The sequence below is a fragment of the Pseudomonas sp. MWU318 genome, assembly GCF_016756945.1.
GTDB classification, from domain to species: Bacteria; Pseudomonadota; Gammaproteobacteria; order Pseudomonadales; family Pseudomonadaceae; genus Aquipseudomonas; species Aquipseudomonas putida_A.
In genome coordinates this window covers 262,341-282,846 of record NZ_JAESJL010000001.1, presented here as the reverse complement: position 1 = coordinate 282,846, position 20,506 = coordinate 262,341, and the positions used below count along the sequence as shown (strand labels likewise).

Here is a 20,506-nt window from a genome sequence, read left to right as displayed (position 1 = left end):
TTCCCGAAAGTGCGCCAATGTTCGGGTGTCCTTTTACTTTTTTTGCGGGTATCGCAGGCTTGCTGTCTAAAATGGAAATGAATGCATGAGTGCCGATCTATTTATCTCTTACGCGTGGACATCAACGGCTCATCGAGAGTGGGTTCGCTTGCTCGCTAGCCAACTCCATCTAATCGGGTATGACATAAAACTCGATGAGGAGGTTGATTATGGATCAAGTCTGACTGGTTTCATGCGACAGGTTACAGAGGCTTCTCACGTTCTGTTGATTGTCGACGAAAATTACGTTGACCGCGCTAACAATAAACCAGAATCGGGAGTCGGCAAAGAGACAAAGTGGATGAACGAGGCTTTCCCGAGCAAGCCTGATACATGGTTATCAGTCGTCTTCATTAATAACCCTGAAAGTATTTTGCCCGATTGGCTTAAAGGCCATGATCCAAGGGGTTTTGACTTTAATTTCTACCCCGAAAAGAATGAGTTTCCCGGGTCGCTCCAGCTCGAGGAAATCTGGCGATGGGTTGAGGGGTTACCTGCAAATAAAGCGCATGCCGTCCCAATATCGCTGGTTCGTAAACGCGCCGCACGTCTTGAACATATTGGTGCTCTCCGTGACAAGGCTCTCTACGCGAACCCTTCCCTCAAAGGGCGCGTAACCTTTCGTTATAGAGACCATGCTCATTATACGATTGGTCACGGAGAGTATGAATTCAAAGTAGTATTTAGCGGTGCTTCCACCAATAGCGTGCACGTCTACACAGATGGTGGTCTTGAAGCGATCGGTCTGATTGCTGATCCGAATTTCGATCTAGCCGCTGTTGGTTCTTTCTTAACGCCTGGTCGCGCTGTCTCACCAGTTGTGGAACAGAGAGTAGTGCTACTAAATTCACACGGGGTTCTATGTATCATTGCGATAGATGAAGTACAAAACGAAGTCAATGCTAAGGAATATATTCCAGAACATGTGACATTCTCCTACGAGGTTCTGGTGAATGACTAGGCGTTGTTCGTAGAGAAGTGCCCTATACACCGCCGCCGGAAGGCGTACGTGCTCATCAACGCATGATTTCTTGCAAGTTGCAGTAACGGGTCGCCAGGCGGTGTTGCAGCTTCAGCTACTTCACAGTGTGATGTCGACCCACGCAGCGACCCTGCCAAACGCGATTCGGGACTACTACAGCCAAATCCCGATGGCATTTGCCTAATCTCAAAATCCCCTATCGCGCCTGTGTGCGCGCCTGAGGGTATCTCGGATGGTTAATCTCTTCTCCCATTAGAGCGACGGCCTCTTGGCAATATTCAATGTTTCGACGGTACCGGAAGCTGCGGCCAGGGAGACTTGGACGGTACGAAGTGGGAATTAGTTTTTGCCGCTCAGTGTCAAGAAAAATATTTTTTCAGAAGGCCCCTAGTGCCTAAGTCGGCTTGCTTGTAGAAGGGACGGGCGTCCGCGAAGGAGTAGCTGTGGCAATGCCGAAGCCAGCGTTGCTTTTCTTGGCCGCTACAGCATTGAGATCTATCGGACTGAGGTGAGCCAGGGATATCTGGAGGCCGAACTTCTTGAATACAGCTTCGAGCGTCGCGAGAGTAGGATTGCCGCTATCCACCTCTAACTGCGACAAGGCCCGCTTTGAAATTTTGCTGGCCAGCGCGAACCGCTCTTGGCTCACACCCAGAAGATTTTCACGAAGTCGTTTGACGGCGCCGCCAAGCGTCAGTTGCCCCTGGGCAACCTCATCGGCCACTGCTTGAATGTAGGCCTTGCGCTCTTTTAAGGTCATCTCTTTCATATCCATCCATTCCTTCAGGCCAGCACCCAGATTGTCCATAGAAATGCTGGTCACGCCGCGAAAGCTTGGCATCTTGCCAGGCGTCGTTTGCGAACACTTGGACGGTGAGTTCTTTGGCCATCACAAACCAGTGATTGGCGCATTAAGATGCACTAATACATGATCAACGATGAGCGGCAGTGCATTAAAATGCGCTAATCGTGTGTGCATCGCATTCTCAGCGCTTTGTGAAAAATACACTAAAGAGCCCCAGCACTGATGGCTGGACTCTTCAATACCAATAGTGAGCTCACAGAAGAAATCGACAACGGACTACGTGAGTTCTCAATGGCTTAGGCAATGACAGGCCGTGTCCATTTTTTGAGCCTTAACTAGACAGCTTCTGGTTGCTCGCGATGGCCGATGAGTATTTCCATGTGCGTAACGCTGGGCTCGGTCTATTCGTCATGCACGTCGACCGAGCCCATTGCTCCAACGCCATGCTCAGCTGTTTCACATCGTGGGTATTACGAAAGCTGAAACCCTTGAGAATACATAACGCCTTTCTGGCTAAGTGGTTTTCGCCGTTTGCCCAAACAAGATCTTCTTTCCTTCTTCAGTTACCGTTGCGCGATTTTGCGATACTGCTTCGCCTTTGGCGTACGCACGTACCGTAGCTGGCCGAGCCTGAATAGCCAGAAACCAGCGTTTCAGGTTCGTAAAATCGTCCAGGTTCTGCTGCTGACGCTGCCATGGTACGACCCACGGATAAGCCGCCATGTCGGCAATCGAGTAGTCGTCACCAGCAATGAAGGTACGACCTTCTAGCCTGCGGTTGAGATTGACGCTCAGTGTCGCAAAGGTTGCCGACGTTTGGGCACGGTTCAAGCGTACCAAAACCGCCTCCAAAATCTTCTGGCCGCTCAAGGGAGTCCTCCTTTCACATTCAGACGGTCAGCACTCCCTGGATGCCTACCATGAAGATATTCATTACGCAGCCGACACGCACAGACGATCTAATTCGCGACCTGTTCACTCAGGCGTCATGAGCACCGCTATCGACAGTGTGATGAACTCTTCGTTGCTGCCGATCGTTTCCAGTGCACCGCGCACATTGCCTCCTACCTCACCTGGATGATGATGCTCGATCCACAGTGTTAACTCCATGATCGCAGCCTCAAGGGCTAGCTGGTTTTGATTGATCTTGAATAGTAGGGAAGGGATTAAGTCTGAGTTCGACATCGTCGATTTCTCCATGAAAAAAGTCAGCGTAGCAACGGTGCTGACTGAAATTGCGATTCGCTCAGCGCTTGATGGTACGTCCCACGATAGAGAACAACTTTTGCAGCCTCCCTATCAAACACTAATGAACAGGTAATGGGCATAGTCCGCATCGAAGTGTATGGTGCTCACACGCCCAAATCCTCCAACATCGCTCGCAGTGTCGAGACCCTCGTCTAGCGCTAATTCACGTTAATCAATGCTCATGGGCATGTGAATGGGTCACCAAGGTATGCGGAACCTTGGTGCGTTCAAGCCCCCCACGGTCAAGCCACCTAAGGGTCTGCTCATAAGCGCGCTGCAACAAAGACTCGGTTTGGGCAAAGTTGAATACCGAGACATCTACAGGACACAAAGGCGGGACGATGTGCAAGCTGGTGAGCGTGCGGAAGTGTTCAATATCGCTCACCAACTGACGCATGCTCATCAGGTTGACGGTATGCAAGGCCAGGGCAATCAAGCCTCTGGGCGGTTGAGACAAGGCACAACTCATTCCAGTGGGGACGACCACGACATTGGTGGAGCCTAGGGCTACGGCAGTCGAAATTGGTGTATTGCTAGCCACGCCACCGTCTATTAGAAATTGATCGGCGATTTGTACGCTGGGAAACACCAAGGGGATAGCAGCGCTGGCCAATAACGCCTGCTTCAGATCGCCACTGGACAGCACCGTCTCGGCACCACTTAACAGGTCAGTGGTGACGATGTAGAGGGGTAGCGTCGCCTCTTCAATACGATGAATGGGCAGCGCCTGATCCAACAATCGGTGTAACGCCGCCGGCTGTAACAGGAAGCCACGACGTTTGATCAATCCCTTACAGGTATCGACCCAGGAGAGGGGAAAAATGTCATCTTTGCCTAGCCGGCGCCAAAAACCCGTGAGCGCCTCAACGCCATCTGAATCGGGCCTGGCGGCAAAGTAAGCGCCATTAATAGCGCCTACCGAAGCGCCAATCACCATGTCGAATCGAAGATTGGCTTCGACCAAAGCCCGCAACATGCCCACCTGGACAGCACCTAAGCTGCCACCGCCAGCGAATACGATTGCGGTTTTGGTCGCCATGTTCGAGGCCTCAATGTAGATACGTATCGATGGAGTGTAGCGGCGGATCGTCGTTTCCAACGGATGCTCGCCACATAACCGATCCTATCTTGCCTATGCGATTGATCGTGTTTCGGCACAACGGGCAGAGGAAAATGGCGAACTGGTGCAGCCTAAATAGGTGCCCGTTTGACAACGCAATGCGTGCTAGCCAAACGTAAAAGCACCGGGCTCACTGTACGAACGAATGATTCGAATACCTTAGGGACAACGGATAACCACCGTCGGCGAAGGAGAGCCGTCGTCGTAGCACGTGTGTGCTTGCATCGTCATGTTGAGCGGCCTCGCAGCGCCCAGTGAAAGTCAGGATAACCAGTCACCTGCTTTCGTTGATTGAGTGAGATATCTGTTAGATTATTTAGCGGTAGAGTGCAGTTCACTGAAATTTAAGGAAAAAATATGCATACTCGAGTCGCCGTAGTCATTGAACATTGGCTAAACGCACCGCAAATGCAACTTGAATCCCTTCAAGCCACCAGCCAATTCGGCAAAGAATTCGAGCAGGCCTGCAAAGATACGCCCCTCGACGGCGTAGCCATCCGTAATCAGTGGATCCCTTTCCGACACGGTATGCATAAAGACGATGACCTTAATCTCAGAAGGCTTGCGTGGATCCTTAGGGAGGATTCGACATTCACTCTAGCCAAACTGCACATCGCTGGCGGCACGTCGGATGATCTGGTTAAAGCATCGAAAGATATTCCAGGATGTGTGTTGAGCAATCAGTTCAAGGGTGTTTTGCTGGATGAGGCTATCGGCAATTGAAGTAATCCCGCCCAAGCTTGAATTCAATTTCTCTCTCAATGTCGCTCCTGAGGATAAAGCGCAGCTTAGGTGATCGATAAAGCTATGAATCGCTGGCAACCAGCGACTCTAATGCTTGCATCGCCCTGCGCTGCGCTTGATCTCGTTTGAAACGCCCTCATGGGGCGTCCCAGTACCCCTTCTGAATGACAAGCGTCGCGTCCCGGTTTACCGCTCCCCCGTGAATGTAGCCACGCGACAACCCCTGATTGAACGTTTCGCATCCGATCTCAACCTGCACGCAACCACTGCATGAACTACCGACATCTGTACACACGGGATCAAAGGCACAGTTGAAGGCGAACATACTGGCGTCGTCGAACCAAGGCTGGAGGTAATGCTGGAAAAGGGTCAGTAAACCACCCGCCGTATAGTTCTGGATCGACGACACGTAGAGGATCACCGACAAGTCCATCGGTAAGAGGTATTCCTGAATACTCTTCGAGTCATAGCCTGTATGACGACGGGCTGTGAGCATCAGCGAATGGCTGATTGAATGCAGCAAGTGGAACGGCGCTCCCTCAGCCGGGTGTTCCGTTGAAATTGCTTTGGTGACCATGCCGGGGTGCATGGACAGTGCGGGATAGTGACTCAAGAGATAACCATGACTTTTGGATCTGTCAGCAAGCACATCTTCGCCAGGTGATTCGAGATGGGCCGATTCAATGCACCATCGCAAAACCTTGCAAGGATCCAGTCGAATCCACAGTGCTTCTGTCTTGGCGGACATCGCATACACCGAGGTTTTTCCCTTCAAGGCTTCGTCTACTCGATCGGCGAAGGCATTGAGCACCACTTGAGGAACATTTTCGGTCACCGAAGGACTGCTCTTCTCACGCGAGTATCCCAGCGTCGCCAGTACCACGCGCAAATCCGGAATGTGAGAGATCGACTCAATTCCGTATCGACTCTTGACGTTCTCCCATTGATCAATCAACACGTCCCGGTGCGAGGTATCAGTAGTCCCCAAAATCTCGTTCTCAATCGAGATCCCATTAACGTCGTGGGGCAGAAAAACGGCTTCCAGACAGCGACGATGTTGGATCAAATTCATCAGCGTGGCTTCATCAGGAATGAGATCGTGCGCTGCCCGAAAGCACCCTGATGAACTCGCCAACCGGGCTTCAATTGCGGCCACCTCTTTTTCTGCAGAGTCCAGCAGATCCGCGATGGATTCATTCGTTTTGGCGAGCTCGGCGAACTTGGAAATACTCTCAAGTTTTTTGGCAAGCGTCGCCCGCAACGCAGCCTGTTCCGCGGAATTCCCCCCGCTAGCAGACAGCAGCAGCGTAATTTTCTGCTCGAGTTCGCGTCCTGGCAATTTGTGCAGCAAAGCCAATGCAATTCCCTGGGCGATGTCCTGCGCTTGCCCACCCGGGGCACCCTGAACTCCTTGTAAGCACTGCAGCAGCTTGGCAATGAGCTTGCCGCGTTCCTCGCTTAATGCGATGTACTGTGTGCTTTGTGCGTAAAAGGATTCCCCGCTGGTGAGAGGGGTTCCCCGCTTGTTGATCTCCTGCTGAAACCGATCCTGGCAGGCGGTGCAGTTGTCCTGCAGCGATCCTGCGAGCTTCTCATTGGTGTCGACATCAAAGAAGGATGAATGGATAAACGAACCAGCATCTCGGTATCCGATGTTTTTGGAGCGTCGGGCAGAATGATGGACGTAGATTGGGCTGGCATAGCCACAGCGGTGCACCGCCAAATAAGGAATCTGGATCATTTCTCCAGGACATTCCCGACGCTTACATTGGACGTAGCTGCGTCCAGCCCGCTGATGAATACGACCTGCCATACTGGAAAGCGTTTGATCTTCCGGCCACCGGGGATCGTAAAAATCGATCACCTTGCACTTTTTGCAGCTGAGCATCAGCGGAGCGGGCGTCACCGATATTTCCGATGGAGACTGAATTTCGAGTCGCTTCTTTTCAGCGGCTGTCAGAAAGGTGGGATCAACCGCGCCACCCGAACTGATCCAGTCATTTACAAAACTCAGCACTGCATCCCGTAGCTGCTCTTTGTCCACGCCATCCAGTGCGGAGCCGCTGCTCACAACGCCCACTACACGGCCATAGGCTTGATTTCGCAGACGCGTGTAAGCGCCCGGTAGAAATGACTCCCTGAAGAGACGGCTTCGACTCACATATTCCTTATCCATGTGCCACCCCTTACCTGGCCAGCGCCATAAGAACTTTGTCGGCCAACTCATTGACCGGTTTGATCAAGATCTGATTTTCAATATCGCGAAATGAGCGGAAGGGTGCATAGCCAAAAATATCACCGAGTGCATCACTCAGTGTTTGATCATTTTTGCTTCCTGGCCAGTTCTGTAATTCGAAAAAGGCGTTATCTACGCGCTCTTCCAGTGAAGAGTTAAATCCCGCAATGACGCGTTGGTCGAATTTCGCCTGCATTGCAGCAGGAATTCGTAGCGAATTGATCACCGTCGTCTTGATGGCGCTGGTTGCCATTTTTCCGTCGGTGGAGCGCAGCAGGGCCACCAGACGCGTAACCTTGTTATTCAACTCGCTACCCCATGACTGTTGGGGTGCCCAGTTAAGCAAGACCGACGACAGGATCCCGGGCAGGGTGCGTTCGAGAATATTGGGGGCAAACCTGTTGATCGGCACCGAATCGACAAGCCGGTCGAGAAATGTGTGGTAATCCCCAAAGTTCATGAATACACCTGATTCAAACAGTTGGTGAGAGGACAACACGCAAAACACGATGCCCGGGTGCACGCGTCCGCTGCGGGCCGAAGCCTGGATGTATTCCGCAGTGGATTTCGGCCAACCGGCCATGATCATAAAATTCAACTCGGCGATGTCGACCCCGTGCGAAACGACACTGGTGGCAATGACGTGACGGCACGTGTCGTCGGGGGATTTGGTTTCCACATGCCGAATCGCATCGAGGATCATGTCCAGGCGAGTTTCTCCGTCCAGCAGGCGGGCGTTGCGCTCCGCTCCCGTCTTATTGTTGACCTCTTCCATGTAACGCAGGATTTCGGTGATATTGCGTTTACTGTTTGCATACACCAGGTCAGTGTTCAGATTTTTTTCGATGTACTGCAATGCATCGCTGGCTCGCGTCGTCGCAAACCCTAGCTGGCTTAGCAGCAGGTCATCCGCGCTCGCGAGCCTGGTTCGCCATTGATCAACTTGGTCGAGAAAACGCGAGCTAATCTCGGCGACCGCTTGCATCGCGATTCGACCCCGACCAATAGGAAGGATGCCGGCAAACCAGCGACGAATCAGTGCGGTTTCAGTTTCGTGATCTTTGGCTTTACGGGAGTAAAAGGATTCTCCTTGACTCACACCTGGTGCAGGGAAGCGAACAGCATGCTGCATATACAAGTGGTGGATATGGTCTTCGAAGTCCTTGATGGTAGCTGTGGCTGCCAGTACCTTGGGCGCGCGCCCCTTGTGACTGACCTGCAGGTTGCTCAACAGTGTTTCGTAATGGGCGTCAAAATTCCCCAGTGACTCCCGAAGTAAATGAAGCTCATCTTGGACAAGCAAAGCAAATCCAGGGTCTGACATGGGTGCCACTGTCACGACTTTCAGCTCACTTGTTCGGGTGTTGTTGCCACATTGCACGGTTTCCCATGCCTCATTCTTCTTCACGATACGACGATGTTCGCACTTGGACGTCTGTGAGAACCCGTGATCCGGACAATAGAAACGAGCACCGCCAAAGTAATTCACGAAGCGTTTGTTGTGCCCAATGACCGCGAGCTTGTCGACTGTTCCAACGAGCACAGAGGGCAGATAGCGATAACATTCTTCATCGGAGATATAGATTCCAATTTCGCCGCGTATCCCTTCGCCATGGACACCAGGGTCAGCGTTGACGTTTGACCAGCACTCCTGATTGCTGCACACATGCTTGATCCGTGCTCGCCCGAGGTCTTTTTCAATGCCAATAGATCCGATGGTGCCGCAGTAGGGGCAGTCGCTGATGAACTGGTAAGCTTTGAGACGATCGTCGCTGATCGCAGGCAAAAAGCCCGTGTGTATGTCATCCCCAAAGGTGCTGCTGATGCGATTGGGCGTGCCGTCGCCAGTGTAGTAACCAATAGTAAAAGGCCAGCCGCCCAAGCGCTCGCGCTGACGGATTTTGTTAGTGTGCGCGAGCACATAAGACAGTCGTTGAAACTGCTGAACCGACAACATCCGCAACGGAAATCGCATCCAGGCAGTGGTGCCATGGCCGCGCCCCTTCATCCGTGCGAACAGCATGGCCATGCTGATGATGCCTAGATATGCCTCGGTCTTCCCGCCGCCGGTAGCAAACCATAGGACGTCCGCTGTCTCCATGCTTCCTCGCAAATCAGATAGCGAGGCATGACGCTCATAGATTGACCGTATCTGGGTGAGAATGAAGCCCAGTTGAAACAAATGCCAGCCAGTGAATTTCTTGCCCTGCATTTTAATAGCACTGGCCATCGCCTCGTTCATCCATTGAAAGCACTGACGCAGGTCGTCGTGATTTCGTAGCAGTTCAACGCCGTCGCGAATCCGGCTAATTTCATTTCTGAAACTTTCACGGTCAGCGATAGCAACATCACGATCTGCCATGAGCCCGGTAGATTCCAAACCATGGATGCGTTCTGCCCAGAGACCAAGGTAATGTTCTTGTGCTGACAGAAAGCTTTCGCACACAAGCAATGGATCACGCGCGAGCAAGTCATAGTTTGGAGCGAATGCCATTCCGACCTCCTCAGGCGAAGGCGCATCGACACGCGCTTGTGCCGAGGTAGGCATTCCGTCGGTCATGAATCGTGAATCATCGGTCTGAGTGACGGCGCAGTTGATGCCATAACCTGGTAACCCATCGTCGTCGCGATATCGATAATCCTCTGGCTGCAAACGATGGGGGACTTTGTGGTTCGTTCCTGCCAACAACCTCATACCCAGTCGAACATCGAGTAAGTAGGGAAACTCAACACCAAAGGCGCGTGCATCCGCTGTGGTGGTCTGATTTTCCAGAAACAGCTCCAGTAGAAAGCGTCCCTCTGATTGCTCGGCGAATGCTGCCGGCGCCGGACGCAGACGACCACGAAGGTTGATCTGATAATTCAGCACTTCACCGGGCTCGCAGATAATTTGGTCATAAACCGCGCGGTTTAAGCCCTGTTGATCGCCTAACGCAGCCTCGCTCCAGTCGAAATTGAATTTTGCGCCGCCATTTGGATTCAAACGACAGCGTCTCATGACCCGCGGATCATCCAGCCAGCGATGCTCTTCACTGCGTAATGTGGCAGCCAGAAATGCCTTTGCAGACACCCACTCGTTGGGTTTGCCCGGATCAAAATTAAGGTCGATGGAGGAAAAACACACGGTGTAACGCTTGAACGCCATGGAGATGATTTGGCTTCGACGCGGGGCCGCGGAGTCCAATACAAGGTCGCGAGCCATGCTTTTCAAATCTGGGATATACCGGTGCACTACGTCGAACTGCCCATCCAGCTCACATTGGATGACACCATTACTGCCAGGGGAAACCAGCAAAACAATGCCTACTGAATTGGGCGGTTGCGGGCCGGTATATGCAATATCAGGAGCGGGGCCAAGACAGCCTACGAGGCTTAGCCGGTTGGGTTCGACACCATCATACAGTTTGCCATCTGGGGGGAGGACATCAGTGTCCTTGTCGCTCAGGCGCAGGCGCATCTCTTTGAGAAATGCAGCGGTCAGCCCCATTTCCTCACGATAATTGAGTGCCATGGATCGTCCTTATGATTGTGTAGTTTCCAGATGCTTACCGGCGTGATGGATCACGAGCAGCTTGTCTTCTTCATCCCAGTCGAAATGAATGCGCAAGGTACGAGCGGGGTCGCGAGCGTTGCCCAAGCAAAAATGTCTATTGAGATCGGCAGGTCTTCCTTTGTACTTTCGATGATCGGAAAATTGCCCCATGGTCACGCTGGACATCCTGGGCTGAAACTCAATGCTCTCCCGCTTGAAGTATTCAAGGACATCGTGCAAACGGGCATCTCTGTTCCTATAGTGGTCATAGAGCTTGGTGGCCATCAATAACAAGCAAGCCCGAAACTTGTCCGTGTCGCGGTAGACCGAGTCGCGCATGGATTTGAGCGCAGGTATGGTCAAATGAATGCGCTCTGGATGCTGCCTGATTATGCAATCCAGGACGTCGGCCAAGCCTTCCTCTTTAGCCGCGACGATCTGCGTTGTAGGCAACCGAACAGATCTCACCGTTGAGATTTCAATCATGTCGTCAAACGCGTGTCCGTCCATGGTCAGCTGGCCAATGGAGACTGTAGTGGCTCCTTTACTTCGCTCCAAAAGCGCCTTGCGCAGCTGCCTGCCCACCTGTTGGTGAACGCTACGCAATTGCTCGATAGCATTCGCGACAAAAGCTGCGGTTGATTCCGGCTGCTTCAATCCAGCCAACCGCGCGAATACCAGAACCGCTGCGCGATCACGTGGGCCGTACACATTGTGTCTGTACCAGTTCGAGACCGTGGCATCGCTGACGTTAACGTTCTCTTTCTTCAGATGGAGTTGTACTTGAGCAGGCTTGTAACGAGCTGACACCGTATCGACCATAGACGTCCAACGCGCAGCAGCACGAATGAACTGTTGTATGCCCTCAGAGACCGCCACCATCTCGAACAGTTTTTCCTGTGTTGCCACACGTTCGTCCGTGTACTTGAGGAGGATGATCTGGTCACCTTCTTCCAGGTGCTCGGGGCGAGTAGGGTGGATGTCATCATCCTTAAGCACCAACACCGGACGAGACTTAACCCATGGCAATGGAGTATCGGACTGTAAGGTGGTGATCCAGACAAGATCGACGCTCGAGGCTTCACCACCCTGGATGTCGGGAATGGGCTCCGCAGGTTCCTCTAGCAAGAGCTCAAGCCAGTTATCTGCTGCTTCCACATTCAATGGAACGAAGGCGTGATGAGTACGAGGCGGGTACTCGCCGTGATTCGGACAGTCAATGTTGCTGAGTATCAGCGGTTGACCGATCGTATCGCTGTCTTCGCAACATGTGTCGCCCCAATCCAATTGCCAGTGAATAAGCTTGTCACCGTCGGAACGACTAGCGGCTCCATGCTCCTGCCACCAATGATGAAGTAGGCGCTGCATCTGATCGACCTCGTAGGCGTACACCGGGATCGTCAGCTTTCTGCAGGGAGTAGCGAGCCAATGCTGTCGGCTGGGCCAGAGCATGCCAGTTATGACGACTTCATCAATCACACCGCGGTACTGCCTGAAGGCCTTCACGCCATCCATAGCTGCCAGTTGTATCGTCTCATTCCACTGCGTATCCAGCGTGTCGTCGAGCCAGCCAGCCAGGGCGCCGACCTCATGTGGGCTTCCACACAAGACCAGCGTTTTCACCAGCGTTGCGCGAGCATTTTGCAAATGTTGGTGCAACCAGGTGGCTTTCCCTGATACCGCGGACAACATAAGGCTGTGGAACTCAGACACGCGTTTGATCAAGTAGCGTGAGTCGGTCTCGGTTTCACCGTACTGACAGCTCCCTTTTTCCGCGACCTGGAGCCAGCGCTCCAAGCATCGGACGGGAAATAGCCCCGGGCGTGTCGCTGCTTGCAAGCTGCTCTCCAGTCGCGCAAGAGGAACGGACAATTCGTTCAAGCCACGAAAGACTTTTCCGATAATGGCTAAACGTTCCTTTAAAACGGGATCCTTCGACCGATGAAGCTCTCTGCGCAGCTGGAAAAAACTGTAGGCAAGACCCTCAAGAACACTATTCGCCGCTGCGTCACCGATCAGCGCCTGCTGGAAACCAAACTCCGTGCTGATCGGTGAATTGAGCGCCGCCTTGTCTGCCAGACGCATGACCCACAGGTGGGTGCGAGTCCTGTTCAAGCGCATTTTAGAGAGGGATTCGTTATCGCCCAGCGACAGTAAAACTATTCGGGGCGTTTGCGGAAAGCACTCTTCAAGTGCGCTATCTAAGGCCCAGCTATTATCGTTACCACCTCGGCTACCATCCACCACAAGGACAAAAGGGCGGCTGCCCTTAGCGATGAGGTCAGTCAGCTCCATCAAATCCACGGAGCCATCCACTACCAACGTTTGGGAGGTATGTGCACTCTTGCGCTCTTTCAACGTTGCGGGCCGAAGGACTCGCGCGTGCAAAGCGGCTACACGCGAAATGTCCTGAAAACCCATGCGCGGCCGAGAGATGAAGACGATATCTGGGTGTCGCTCTACGTTTTCTGAGTTGAGCCACGGAGCGCGAATCCCGCCTTGTAGTGCGTCCAGTCGGATTCGGTGCAGGTATACCATCAGCCGGGTGACGCTCTCACCCCCCATGACAGGTAAAGCGACCGCCATCGATTGTCCGTATTTAAGCGCACGTCCTGTTGTAGCAAAGCTTGCAGCCTCGCCAACGTCCGGCGCATTCAAGCCAAGGGAAGCCCAGACCCCCGAGGAGGGCAGCAGCAGGTCGCCGGCAGGTACAGCCCCCCAAGCATTCTGTAGCGCCGTCATCCACTCAGAGTGACTCGTTATGGTCTCAACCATGATCAGACTTTGACTTCTTGAGCTGATTTAGCCAGAAGTGCAGCCTTGATACTGGCAGCTACACGATAAAAGCTTTTTTTGCCCATCACCTTGTCAGGCACTATCAAACGTAGACGGGAAAGCCAACGAAGGGCTTCCTGAGGTTTAACCTGGGAATGGTGCTCCATCAGCTGAAGCTCAAAATCGTCCTCGTCAAACTTCACCTCTTCGCAAAGTGCTGTAAGTACGGGGCGCGCCCAATCCACCGCCGAGACACCCGCCTTAACAAGAAACTCATCCATGCTCTTCGGTTTCGCCTGCAGCAACGGGGAATAGGCTTGACCGAAGGAGCTGATGCGCACCTGGTCAGGTTTCTTTTTCTTGGCGTCCAGCAATCTATCCAGGGAGAAGTACCAGCCTTGGCTGAAGGACTCCAGGGTGTCGACGGATGTCGAGGTGTTCTCCAACTCAAGCTTGTTCAGAAGATGGGCTAGCGCAGTCTTTTTCCAGACATCCAAGGCAACGAATGGCTGCATTGCCTCACGGCCCGCGGTCAGCAATGGGTGTGTTTCCCATTGCCAAAGCGCTCGGGGCGTCATGAGGAAAATCACTCGAACCCGGTTACGTTTAGTGTTGGTGTTAAGACGTGCCTCATGGGCTATGTCCAACAAATCCAGGGTCTTGCTGATCGGTTGATCGCCAGTCAATTCAATGAACAACATGATGTGCTTGTTGAGCGCCTGCACGCCCATCACGCTTTCATTGAGCATTTTTTTGAAATCGCCGGCGGTACTGAATTCCGTATCCTTTTTATGCGCTGGATGATAACGACCATAAGGATTGTTGTTGATAGAAGGCTCTTCTTCCCCAATCGCCAGCAGCGATTCCACCATCCAGAGAGGATTCAACCCTAAAGCTTCAGAGCCGGTGATGATGCCCACCGAGTAATTCGAGGAGCGTGCTTGAACAGTGCCAACATTTGCCCTATCGCTTTTCTCTTCACTGATGAGCAGCTTTTCATCGCGCAGGGTCAAAGGGGAGGGGCGAACAGCCTTTTCAGGAAAGGCATGAGCGGAAAGCGGGTCGTTGTCATTGATAGCATCAAGTGCACCGAGCAGCTTATCCTCGATCTTCTGCAGGCCGCCCACCAAATTCAAAATGTTGGCGTTTCGCAGAGCGTATTCCTTACCGCCTTCGGTACGACGCATGTATTGCAACACGCCCAGTCCACACAGCTCATCAAGGAACGCCTCAAATTGCGCTTCAGTCATAGGCTCGAAAATTTCTGGAGCCCATTCCTCAACAATGGCTTTGGCACGACTTGGAGAAAAGCTACTCGTACTCTGTGCAATCAAACTGTAGGCGATCAGTTTGTAGCGCAGATCAAGATTGAGGGTGATATCAAAACGGTCGCAGATCAATTGCCGAATCGCGGGGTCTTTGCGAATTTGCTCAATATCCTCGGCCGTGATCGTAAGGCTGCCTATTCGGCTTTGGTGACGAGCACTTAAGGTCTGGATCAACTCATGACAGACGATATGAATCAATCCAGGATGCCTGTTCGTTTCCACCAGAATCCGATTCATCAGCAGCGGCGTGTCGAATTCATAACCCAGGTATCCAAGGGGTTCACGGATCAGTTGCAGAGCCTCCACCGGGCTCATGATAGAGACCTGGATCGCACTGCCAAGCTGGTGGAGCGGATAGTTTGGGGCATCTGCGAATCGACGAACGTTTTCAAGTCCGGCGATGACCACTTTGAAACGGCCGTTACTATTGTTAACGAGGCCGCTCAGCTCCCTGAAAATACGGAAACCGTTGGCCGCATCAAGACCCAGGATCGGGTCAATTTCATCGAGACATATCATAAAGGCGTCGGAGTTTTCTCGACGGAAATAGTCCTGCAGCGCTGCCACCATTGCCGCGGTGTCGAGGTTATAAGCCTCTTTAACCAAGCCGCTTGATACTGCATCGTTGTAGATGGTTTTCCAGACATACTTCCGGTGTTTTTCCAGCTCATCTCCAGAGAGATTGGCACGATCCAGATTGCCATCCATCTGATGCAGATAGGCATGATGGCGTTGATCGGGATTGTGGAATCGCCGCTGCGTTTCATTGAGCAACGTCGTCTTGCCGAGTTGTCGTCCGCCAAAAATCATCGCAGCACCATTACGCATTGTGGTGAGCATCTTGATGTCGTTTTGACGGCCATATCGCATTTCCGGCGGCGCCGGCTGCATTTGGTTGCCCGTATAGGGATTACAGAATGTCCACGGCAGGCTGAGCTGCAGGAAAGTCTTGAGTCGTGCAGTTTCCGGGACGTTGAGTCCGGCAAGCATCGCGAGTAGAACAGGGTCGACGTGGAGTAGCGAGTGCCTCTCTCGCTTGGAAAAGAATGCCAACTCATTGCGTTCGTCGTTGGATAGTTCTTTCCCTGAAATCAGAATAGTGCGGTCATGCAAGAATTGGGTTTGCTCGCTCAGCAATACCCTTAGCTCAGCGACCGTCCAATCGCCCGTGGCCATCAGAATATTGACGGCTTGTTCTTCTGATTTCTGATTGAAGAAAACGATGCCGCGCCCGGTGTCTCGGCGTTTTACAGGCATCGCAAAATGGGAGAATTTGTTGTGCGTTGAGAAGGCTGTCCGCTGGGGCATCGTATTGTTGAAGGTCGGCGTTACAGCCTCCAAACCTATTGCATGCATCACATGCACAAGCTCTTCATAGGTGGCCTTATCCAACCCTTTGAGCCGTCGACGCAGACCCACCAGATCCTCAATTGCGCGTTTGAAGTACCCCGGAAGGGTATCCAACGAAAGCCCCTCGATGCCTTCTCCTGCGAGGTGTCGAATGACTTCTCGTGGATTGGGGTTTGCATTCAAAATCGCGTACAGCTGAGGTTCGAGTTTCAGAAATTGTTTGAGCAGCTCAGTGCTGGACTCTACGGTGTCAGCCAATGAGGTTCCGGTTTCCAGCGAGTGTTTCAAATGCTCCAGCATCTCCTCTGCGACGGTGGTGTCGTGCTGGGCAAGCGCTGAATCAATTTGCTCCAGCCAATGCAAAGGTACCCAATCAACGCCATGATCGATCAAGGCCTGGTTGATCAGCGCATCCAATGACGCCTGCAGCTCCTCTTTCTTGAGGGTGAATTTCGCTGTAATGCTCGATTCCAGTTCATCCAGGCTACGATGAATCTCACAAAGGTCGTCCAGCATTTTCAGGTTTTTCAGTTGATCCTGAAGGTGTTCAAGTTCACCGCGCAACTGATAATGACGCTCATCGTCAATCAGCGAGGCGACGTTGGCATTGTCCAGAAGTCCGCGCATGTGGACGCTGCGGTTATTGCACAGATACACCTCTTCGGAAAACATACGCTTGATCACTTCGATCTTTTCGGCGGCCGAAATTCCGGTGCTGTCTTGATGATGAAGCGTCAGCAGAAGCGCATGGCGAAAATTGCGCTGTTCCAATGCTCGCTCTGCCAGGGCCAAATCATCCATCCCGTGCTCAAGCAAAGAGCACAGCAGCTCCATCTGATGATCGGCCTCATCGGCATCCAATGAGGCCAACCACTCTGCCGGCCAAGCCAGCCAGCCGGTAATGCGACCTCCTTCCCAGTTGGCCTCGTCGAGGTTTTCAGCAGTGTGAGAAATTCGGCGCAATACGTTTTCAACAATCTGCAGTCCCGCCAAATGTTCCAAGTCGACGGTACGATTAATACGTTCGGTTACTTGATTCAACGCTGCAGCGACCATCGTCAAGAAACGTGGCGCGAATTTGCTGAGCTCACTGTTGCGTTGGCCTTGGAGGGCATGTCCCTCGATCCAAAGATCGGCAATGGATACCACTTCATCCAGCGTGCGCAAGAACCAGTTACGAGCATTGCCCTCAATCTGAGGCGCCGCCGTGCTCTCGTTCATCACTTTCAGAATTTCAGCATGCATCAGGAGACTTTGTTCTTCCTGATCGCGGTATTTGTCGGCAAATGCCCGAACCTCATCCAGTGCCGATGAGTCGTCCTTCGTGATGCTGCGATAGGTAAGAGCGAATTCTTCGTGTTCTAAACACTCCTTCATGGCTTTACGAGCCGGGGCCCAACCGGTCTGTTTGTTCTGGATGCGGTCGTGCCACTCAACAATTCGCGCCGACAATTTCGCGCGAGCCTCCTTATCATTGCTGGTCGGCTGATCTCGCAGAGTATCCAGATCAAAGCGCAGGTTATGACTGGCAAAGTCGACCACTTCCTCGATCAAACGAGCAATGGGGCCATCAAAGTTTGTCGCAACCGAGGCTAAAAGCCGTGGTGCGTTCGTCAGATTTCCGCAGAACAGTGTCGGTTGGAACGCAGCACTAAACACAAGGTAGGGCACCACGCGTCCGCCTGGGCGTCGATATATCCAGGATTCAATCACCTCCGACGAGAGCTGATTCATGCTTTGCTGCACGCGACTGACGGTCGCGGTATCCCCACGCCACACATGCGCTCCCCGATAGGCAGCTTGTACCAAAGGAAGGGATAACAACTCACCAGTAAGTCCCATTCGCGAGGCGACTTCCAGCGTTTTGCACGCTAAGGGAAGGTGTCCCTCTTTAATCCAAAGCAGAGCTATGTTTTCTACAGCGATAGCCGGGATCGCACTCATCGACTGCTTACAAAGATCGAGCCTTTCACAGGACTCTGTAGGAGTATTCAAGAACTGGGAGACGTTTACTCCCTCTTCTGTCGGCGAATCCGCCACTGCCTCGGTCGGCAGTGCGTCAGCGTTAGCAATGTCATCATCGATGGAGCTTTGTGGTTCTTGCGACTGTGGCGCATCTACAACTTCCATCGGGTCGTTCGCGATGCTCACTGCCAACTGTTCAAATTGATCATCCAACGGAGCATCAATGTCAGGTTCGCTCGCCTCCGGAATTATCGTGGCCTGTGGTACTGAAGCTGTTTCGTCATCTCCCGGGCACGCAACCGGCGCGTGAATGACCAACGCCTCATTGCTTTGCAATGGCCGCTCCCATGCACCCAATGCAGCCTTGGCCGTTGGATGATACGACGCGGGAGTCAACTCGACAGCGTGTCCCTCGGGCAACGAATCAATTAGCAGACCAGGAGGCAACAATAAATTGCATCCGTCTTGTTCCGCCTGCTGGTGCTCCTTCCTGCCTCTTACCCGCGACTCTTCCGCTAGGCTGATGCAGTTGCGCAATTCATTCTTTTCACGAAAATTTGCAATTTCGAGTCTGCTGTTAAGGTTGTCCAGATCAACCTCCACCGAGTTCCGATACGCTTCGGCCGCTCGTAGACGTTGATTGATCTCCTCCGATTCCAGTTGGCGTTCGACTGTCAAATCCGTCAGCAGCGTCTCAGGAACCTCGTCCAACAGACGGTTGTTGAAATACACAAACCAGGCTGATCGGAAGGCGATCAAGAACTCGTTGTCACTAAATTCTGGAATGGCAAGGCTGCTGCCGATGCCTTCCAGTAACTCAATGCACTCGCTCAAGATGTTGCGGATCGTGTCCTCACCTAACGAATGCTCTTGTTTGAGCCGGGGCAGGTTAGCGGTGATGAGCAATTCGATCTGTTCGGCGTATTGGAGATTGTTAGAATCCGACTTTGCTTTTTCGGCCAGTTGAAAAAGCTCGTTATAGAGGTCATCAAGACTCAAGGGGGAGAGTGGCGCTACCACCAGTTCTTCGTCCGGCGCCTGCGCCGGCACTTGCTCTCTGGATGCCTTGGCATCCTTTAGAATTTCCGTGTAGAAGCCCATCAGCTCCGGCTGAAGCGTGACAAATAAACCTAATAATTGAGAACCAAATGGAGTAGCGCACGCGTAAACGCCATCGGCGATAACCTGTCTGTCATCATTGCCCAAGGTGTCCCACTGAGTGAGCCTATCCAAGAGAAGGCCGACCATGCCGGCCAACTGAGGGTAATACCACCGGCTTCTCATGAAATCTTTGATTTCACTGCTGCATTTCTTGAGCCCTTGCATCCAGGACAATCTCGGCTCCGCCATCGTCTCCAGAGCATTGCGATCTTCTACCGAAAACTCTTCAAATCGTTGAGCCGCGGTATTCGCGGGATCAAACCATGCGATGTCAATTTTCCTGAGTACCAGCATTTCCCAGCTTTGAAAACCCTCCACCGCCTTCGATTTCTTATTGATGCGTTGCTGCGTTGAATGAAGGTCATTGATCAACATCAGCATTCGGCCTGGCGCGTACTTCAGGTAGTCCACCATTCGCATTCCAGACTTATGTTTTGCGGCATCGGCTCTGCGCATCGCACGCGTTATTCCGAGCATGCGTTCGAGCACCAGGGGATCCCGCAGGCCGGTCTCGGGATTGAGCATTGTGTGATCGGGAAATCCAGGGCCGTCAGTTAAAAACTGGTCGAGAAGAAAGTCATTAATTTCAATAGCATAGATACGATTGCTCATATGACTTCCTTATCTTTATTAGTGATAGCTTGGGCGATCCGTTGGCATTCATTAAGCATAGATGCAGATGCACGCGGGGAACGATAAATTGGAAAATAGGGTAGGGCTCGCAACGAGCTCGAAACGGGAATTTATGGCGTAACGCTACTACAATGAAGTTGAGTAGGCTAGGGGGTTAAACTCATTCGAACAAATGGCTGTGAAGTGAGTTTTCCCTAACAAACGCTGCGTCTGCGCGGATTTGCTTTTCGCCTACGAAAAGCTATTCAAGACTCCGCGATTCTGGGGCTTACCGAGGATCAAGTTCACCCTGAACTCAGTCTGCCTTTGAGGTCGATAATGCTCGAACGCTGCAGGTTCTAAATAAGCATTGTGATATTCACGAAAATCTGCGAGTCCGTTTGGGATAAGAGGAGCCCTAATAAACACCCATCGGTGCAAATTTTTTGACTGTTCCAAATGACCTTCATCCTGAATGTCGGGCCAATTTTAACCTCTGGGTAGTCCGCGGATCCCGCCGCAGCGGTATATAACCCAATGCGCGCAGTCATCGCCATTGCAGCTGACCTCTTGGGTACCCAGCTTTCCATTTGATGGCTCCAGTAGGTC

Annotated in this window: 9 protein-coding genes and 1 pseudogene; 2 read left to right on the top strand and 8 right to left on the bottom strand. The window is 52.5% G+C overall.

Going from position 1 to position 20,506, the window contains the following annotated elements; genetic code table 11:
• Positions 1-85 precede the first annotated feature (85 nt).
• A complete protein-coding gene (locus tag JN524_RS01145) occupies positions 86-1,000 on the top strand; it encodes a toll/interleukin-1 receptor domain-containing protein (protein WP_202368170.1) in 915 nt (304 codons plus the stop codon).
• Positions 1,001-1,415: 415 nt separating this feature from the next.
• Here JN524_RS01145 and JN524_RS01140 read toward each other — a convergent pair whose 3' ends face one another.
• From JN524_RS01140 to JN524_RS01125, 4 genes and pseudogenes are all read right to left on the bottom strand, one after another.
• Positions 1,416-1,862: a helix-turn-helix domain-containing protein gene (locus JN524_RS01140; protein ID WP_237402903.1), complete on the bottom strand. Its 447-nt coding sequence runs from the start codon at positions 1,860-1,862 to the stop codon at positions 1,416-1,418.
• Between the two features lie 477 nt (positions 1,863-2,339).
• Positions 2,340-2,609, bottom strand: a pseudogene (locus JN524_RS01135) (glutathione binding-like protein); the annotation flags it as partial.
• 192 nt (positions 2,610-2,801) lie between these two features.
• Positions 2,802-3,011 carry a hypothetical protein gene (locus JN524_RS01130; RefSeq protein WP_202368168.1) on the bottom strand — a complete coding sequence of 70 codons (210 nt, stop codon included), beginning with the start codon at positions 3,009-3,011 and terminating at the stop codon, positions 2,802-2,804.
• Between the two features lie 235 nt (positions 3,012-3,246).
• Entirely contained in the window at positions 3,247-4,113 is an 867-nt protein-coding gene (locus JN524_RS01125; protein ID WP_202368167.1) for a patatin-like phospholipase family protein, read from the bottom strand.
• A 438-nt stretch (positions 4,114-4,551) separates the two neighbouring features.
• Between JN524_RS01125 and JN524_RS01120 the strand changes: the two genes are divergently transcribed.
• Positions 4,552-4,917: a hypothetical protein gene (locus JN524_RS01120; protein WP_202368166.1), complete on the top strand. Its 366-nt coding sequence runs from the start codon at positions 4,552-4,554 to the stop codon at positions 4,915-4,917.
• Between the two features lie 157 nt (positions 4,918-5,074).
• Here the strand turns inward: JN524_RS01120 and JN524_RS01115 are convergent, their stop codons facing one another.
• The 4 genes from JN524_RS01115 to JN524_RS01100 are packed head-to-tail and all read right to left on the bottom strand — an operon-like array spanning position 5,075 to position 19,897.
• The gene (locus JN524_RS01115; protein ID WP_202368165.1) at positions 5,075-7,114 is read right to left on the bottom strand and encodes a hypothetical protein; all 2,040 of its coding nucleotides are present in this window, start codon (positions 7,112-7,114) and stop codon (positions 5,075-5,077) included.
• Positions 7,115-7,124: 10 nt separating this feature from the next.
• The gene (locus tag JN524_RS01110; protein WP_237402902.1) at positions 7,125-10,685 is read right to left on the bottom strand and encodes a DEAD/DEAH box helicase; all 3,561 of its coding nucleotides are present in this window, start codon (positions 10,683-10,685) and stop codon (positions 7,125-7,127) included.
• A 9-nt stretch (positions 10,686-10,694) separates the two neighbouring features.
• Complete coding sequence (locus JN524_RS01105) at positions 10,695-13,481, bottom strand: DISARM anti-phage system protein DrmE domain-containing protein (protein ID WP_202368164.1); 2,787 nt, start codon at positions 13,479-13,481, stop codon at positions 10,695-10,697.
• A 2-nt stretch (positions 13,482-13,483) separates the two neighbouring features.
• Positions 13,484-19,897, bottom strand: coding sequence for a hypothetical protein (locus JN524_RS01100; protein ID WP_237402901.1), 6,414 nt, complete (start codon positions 19,895-19,897; stop codon positions 13,484-13,486).
• Between the last annotated feature and the right edge of the window lie 609 nt (positions 19,898-20,506).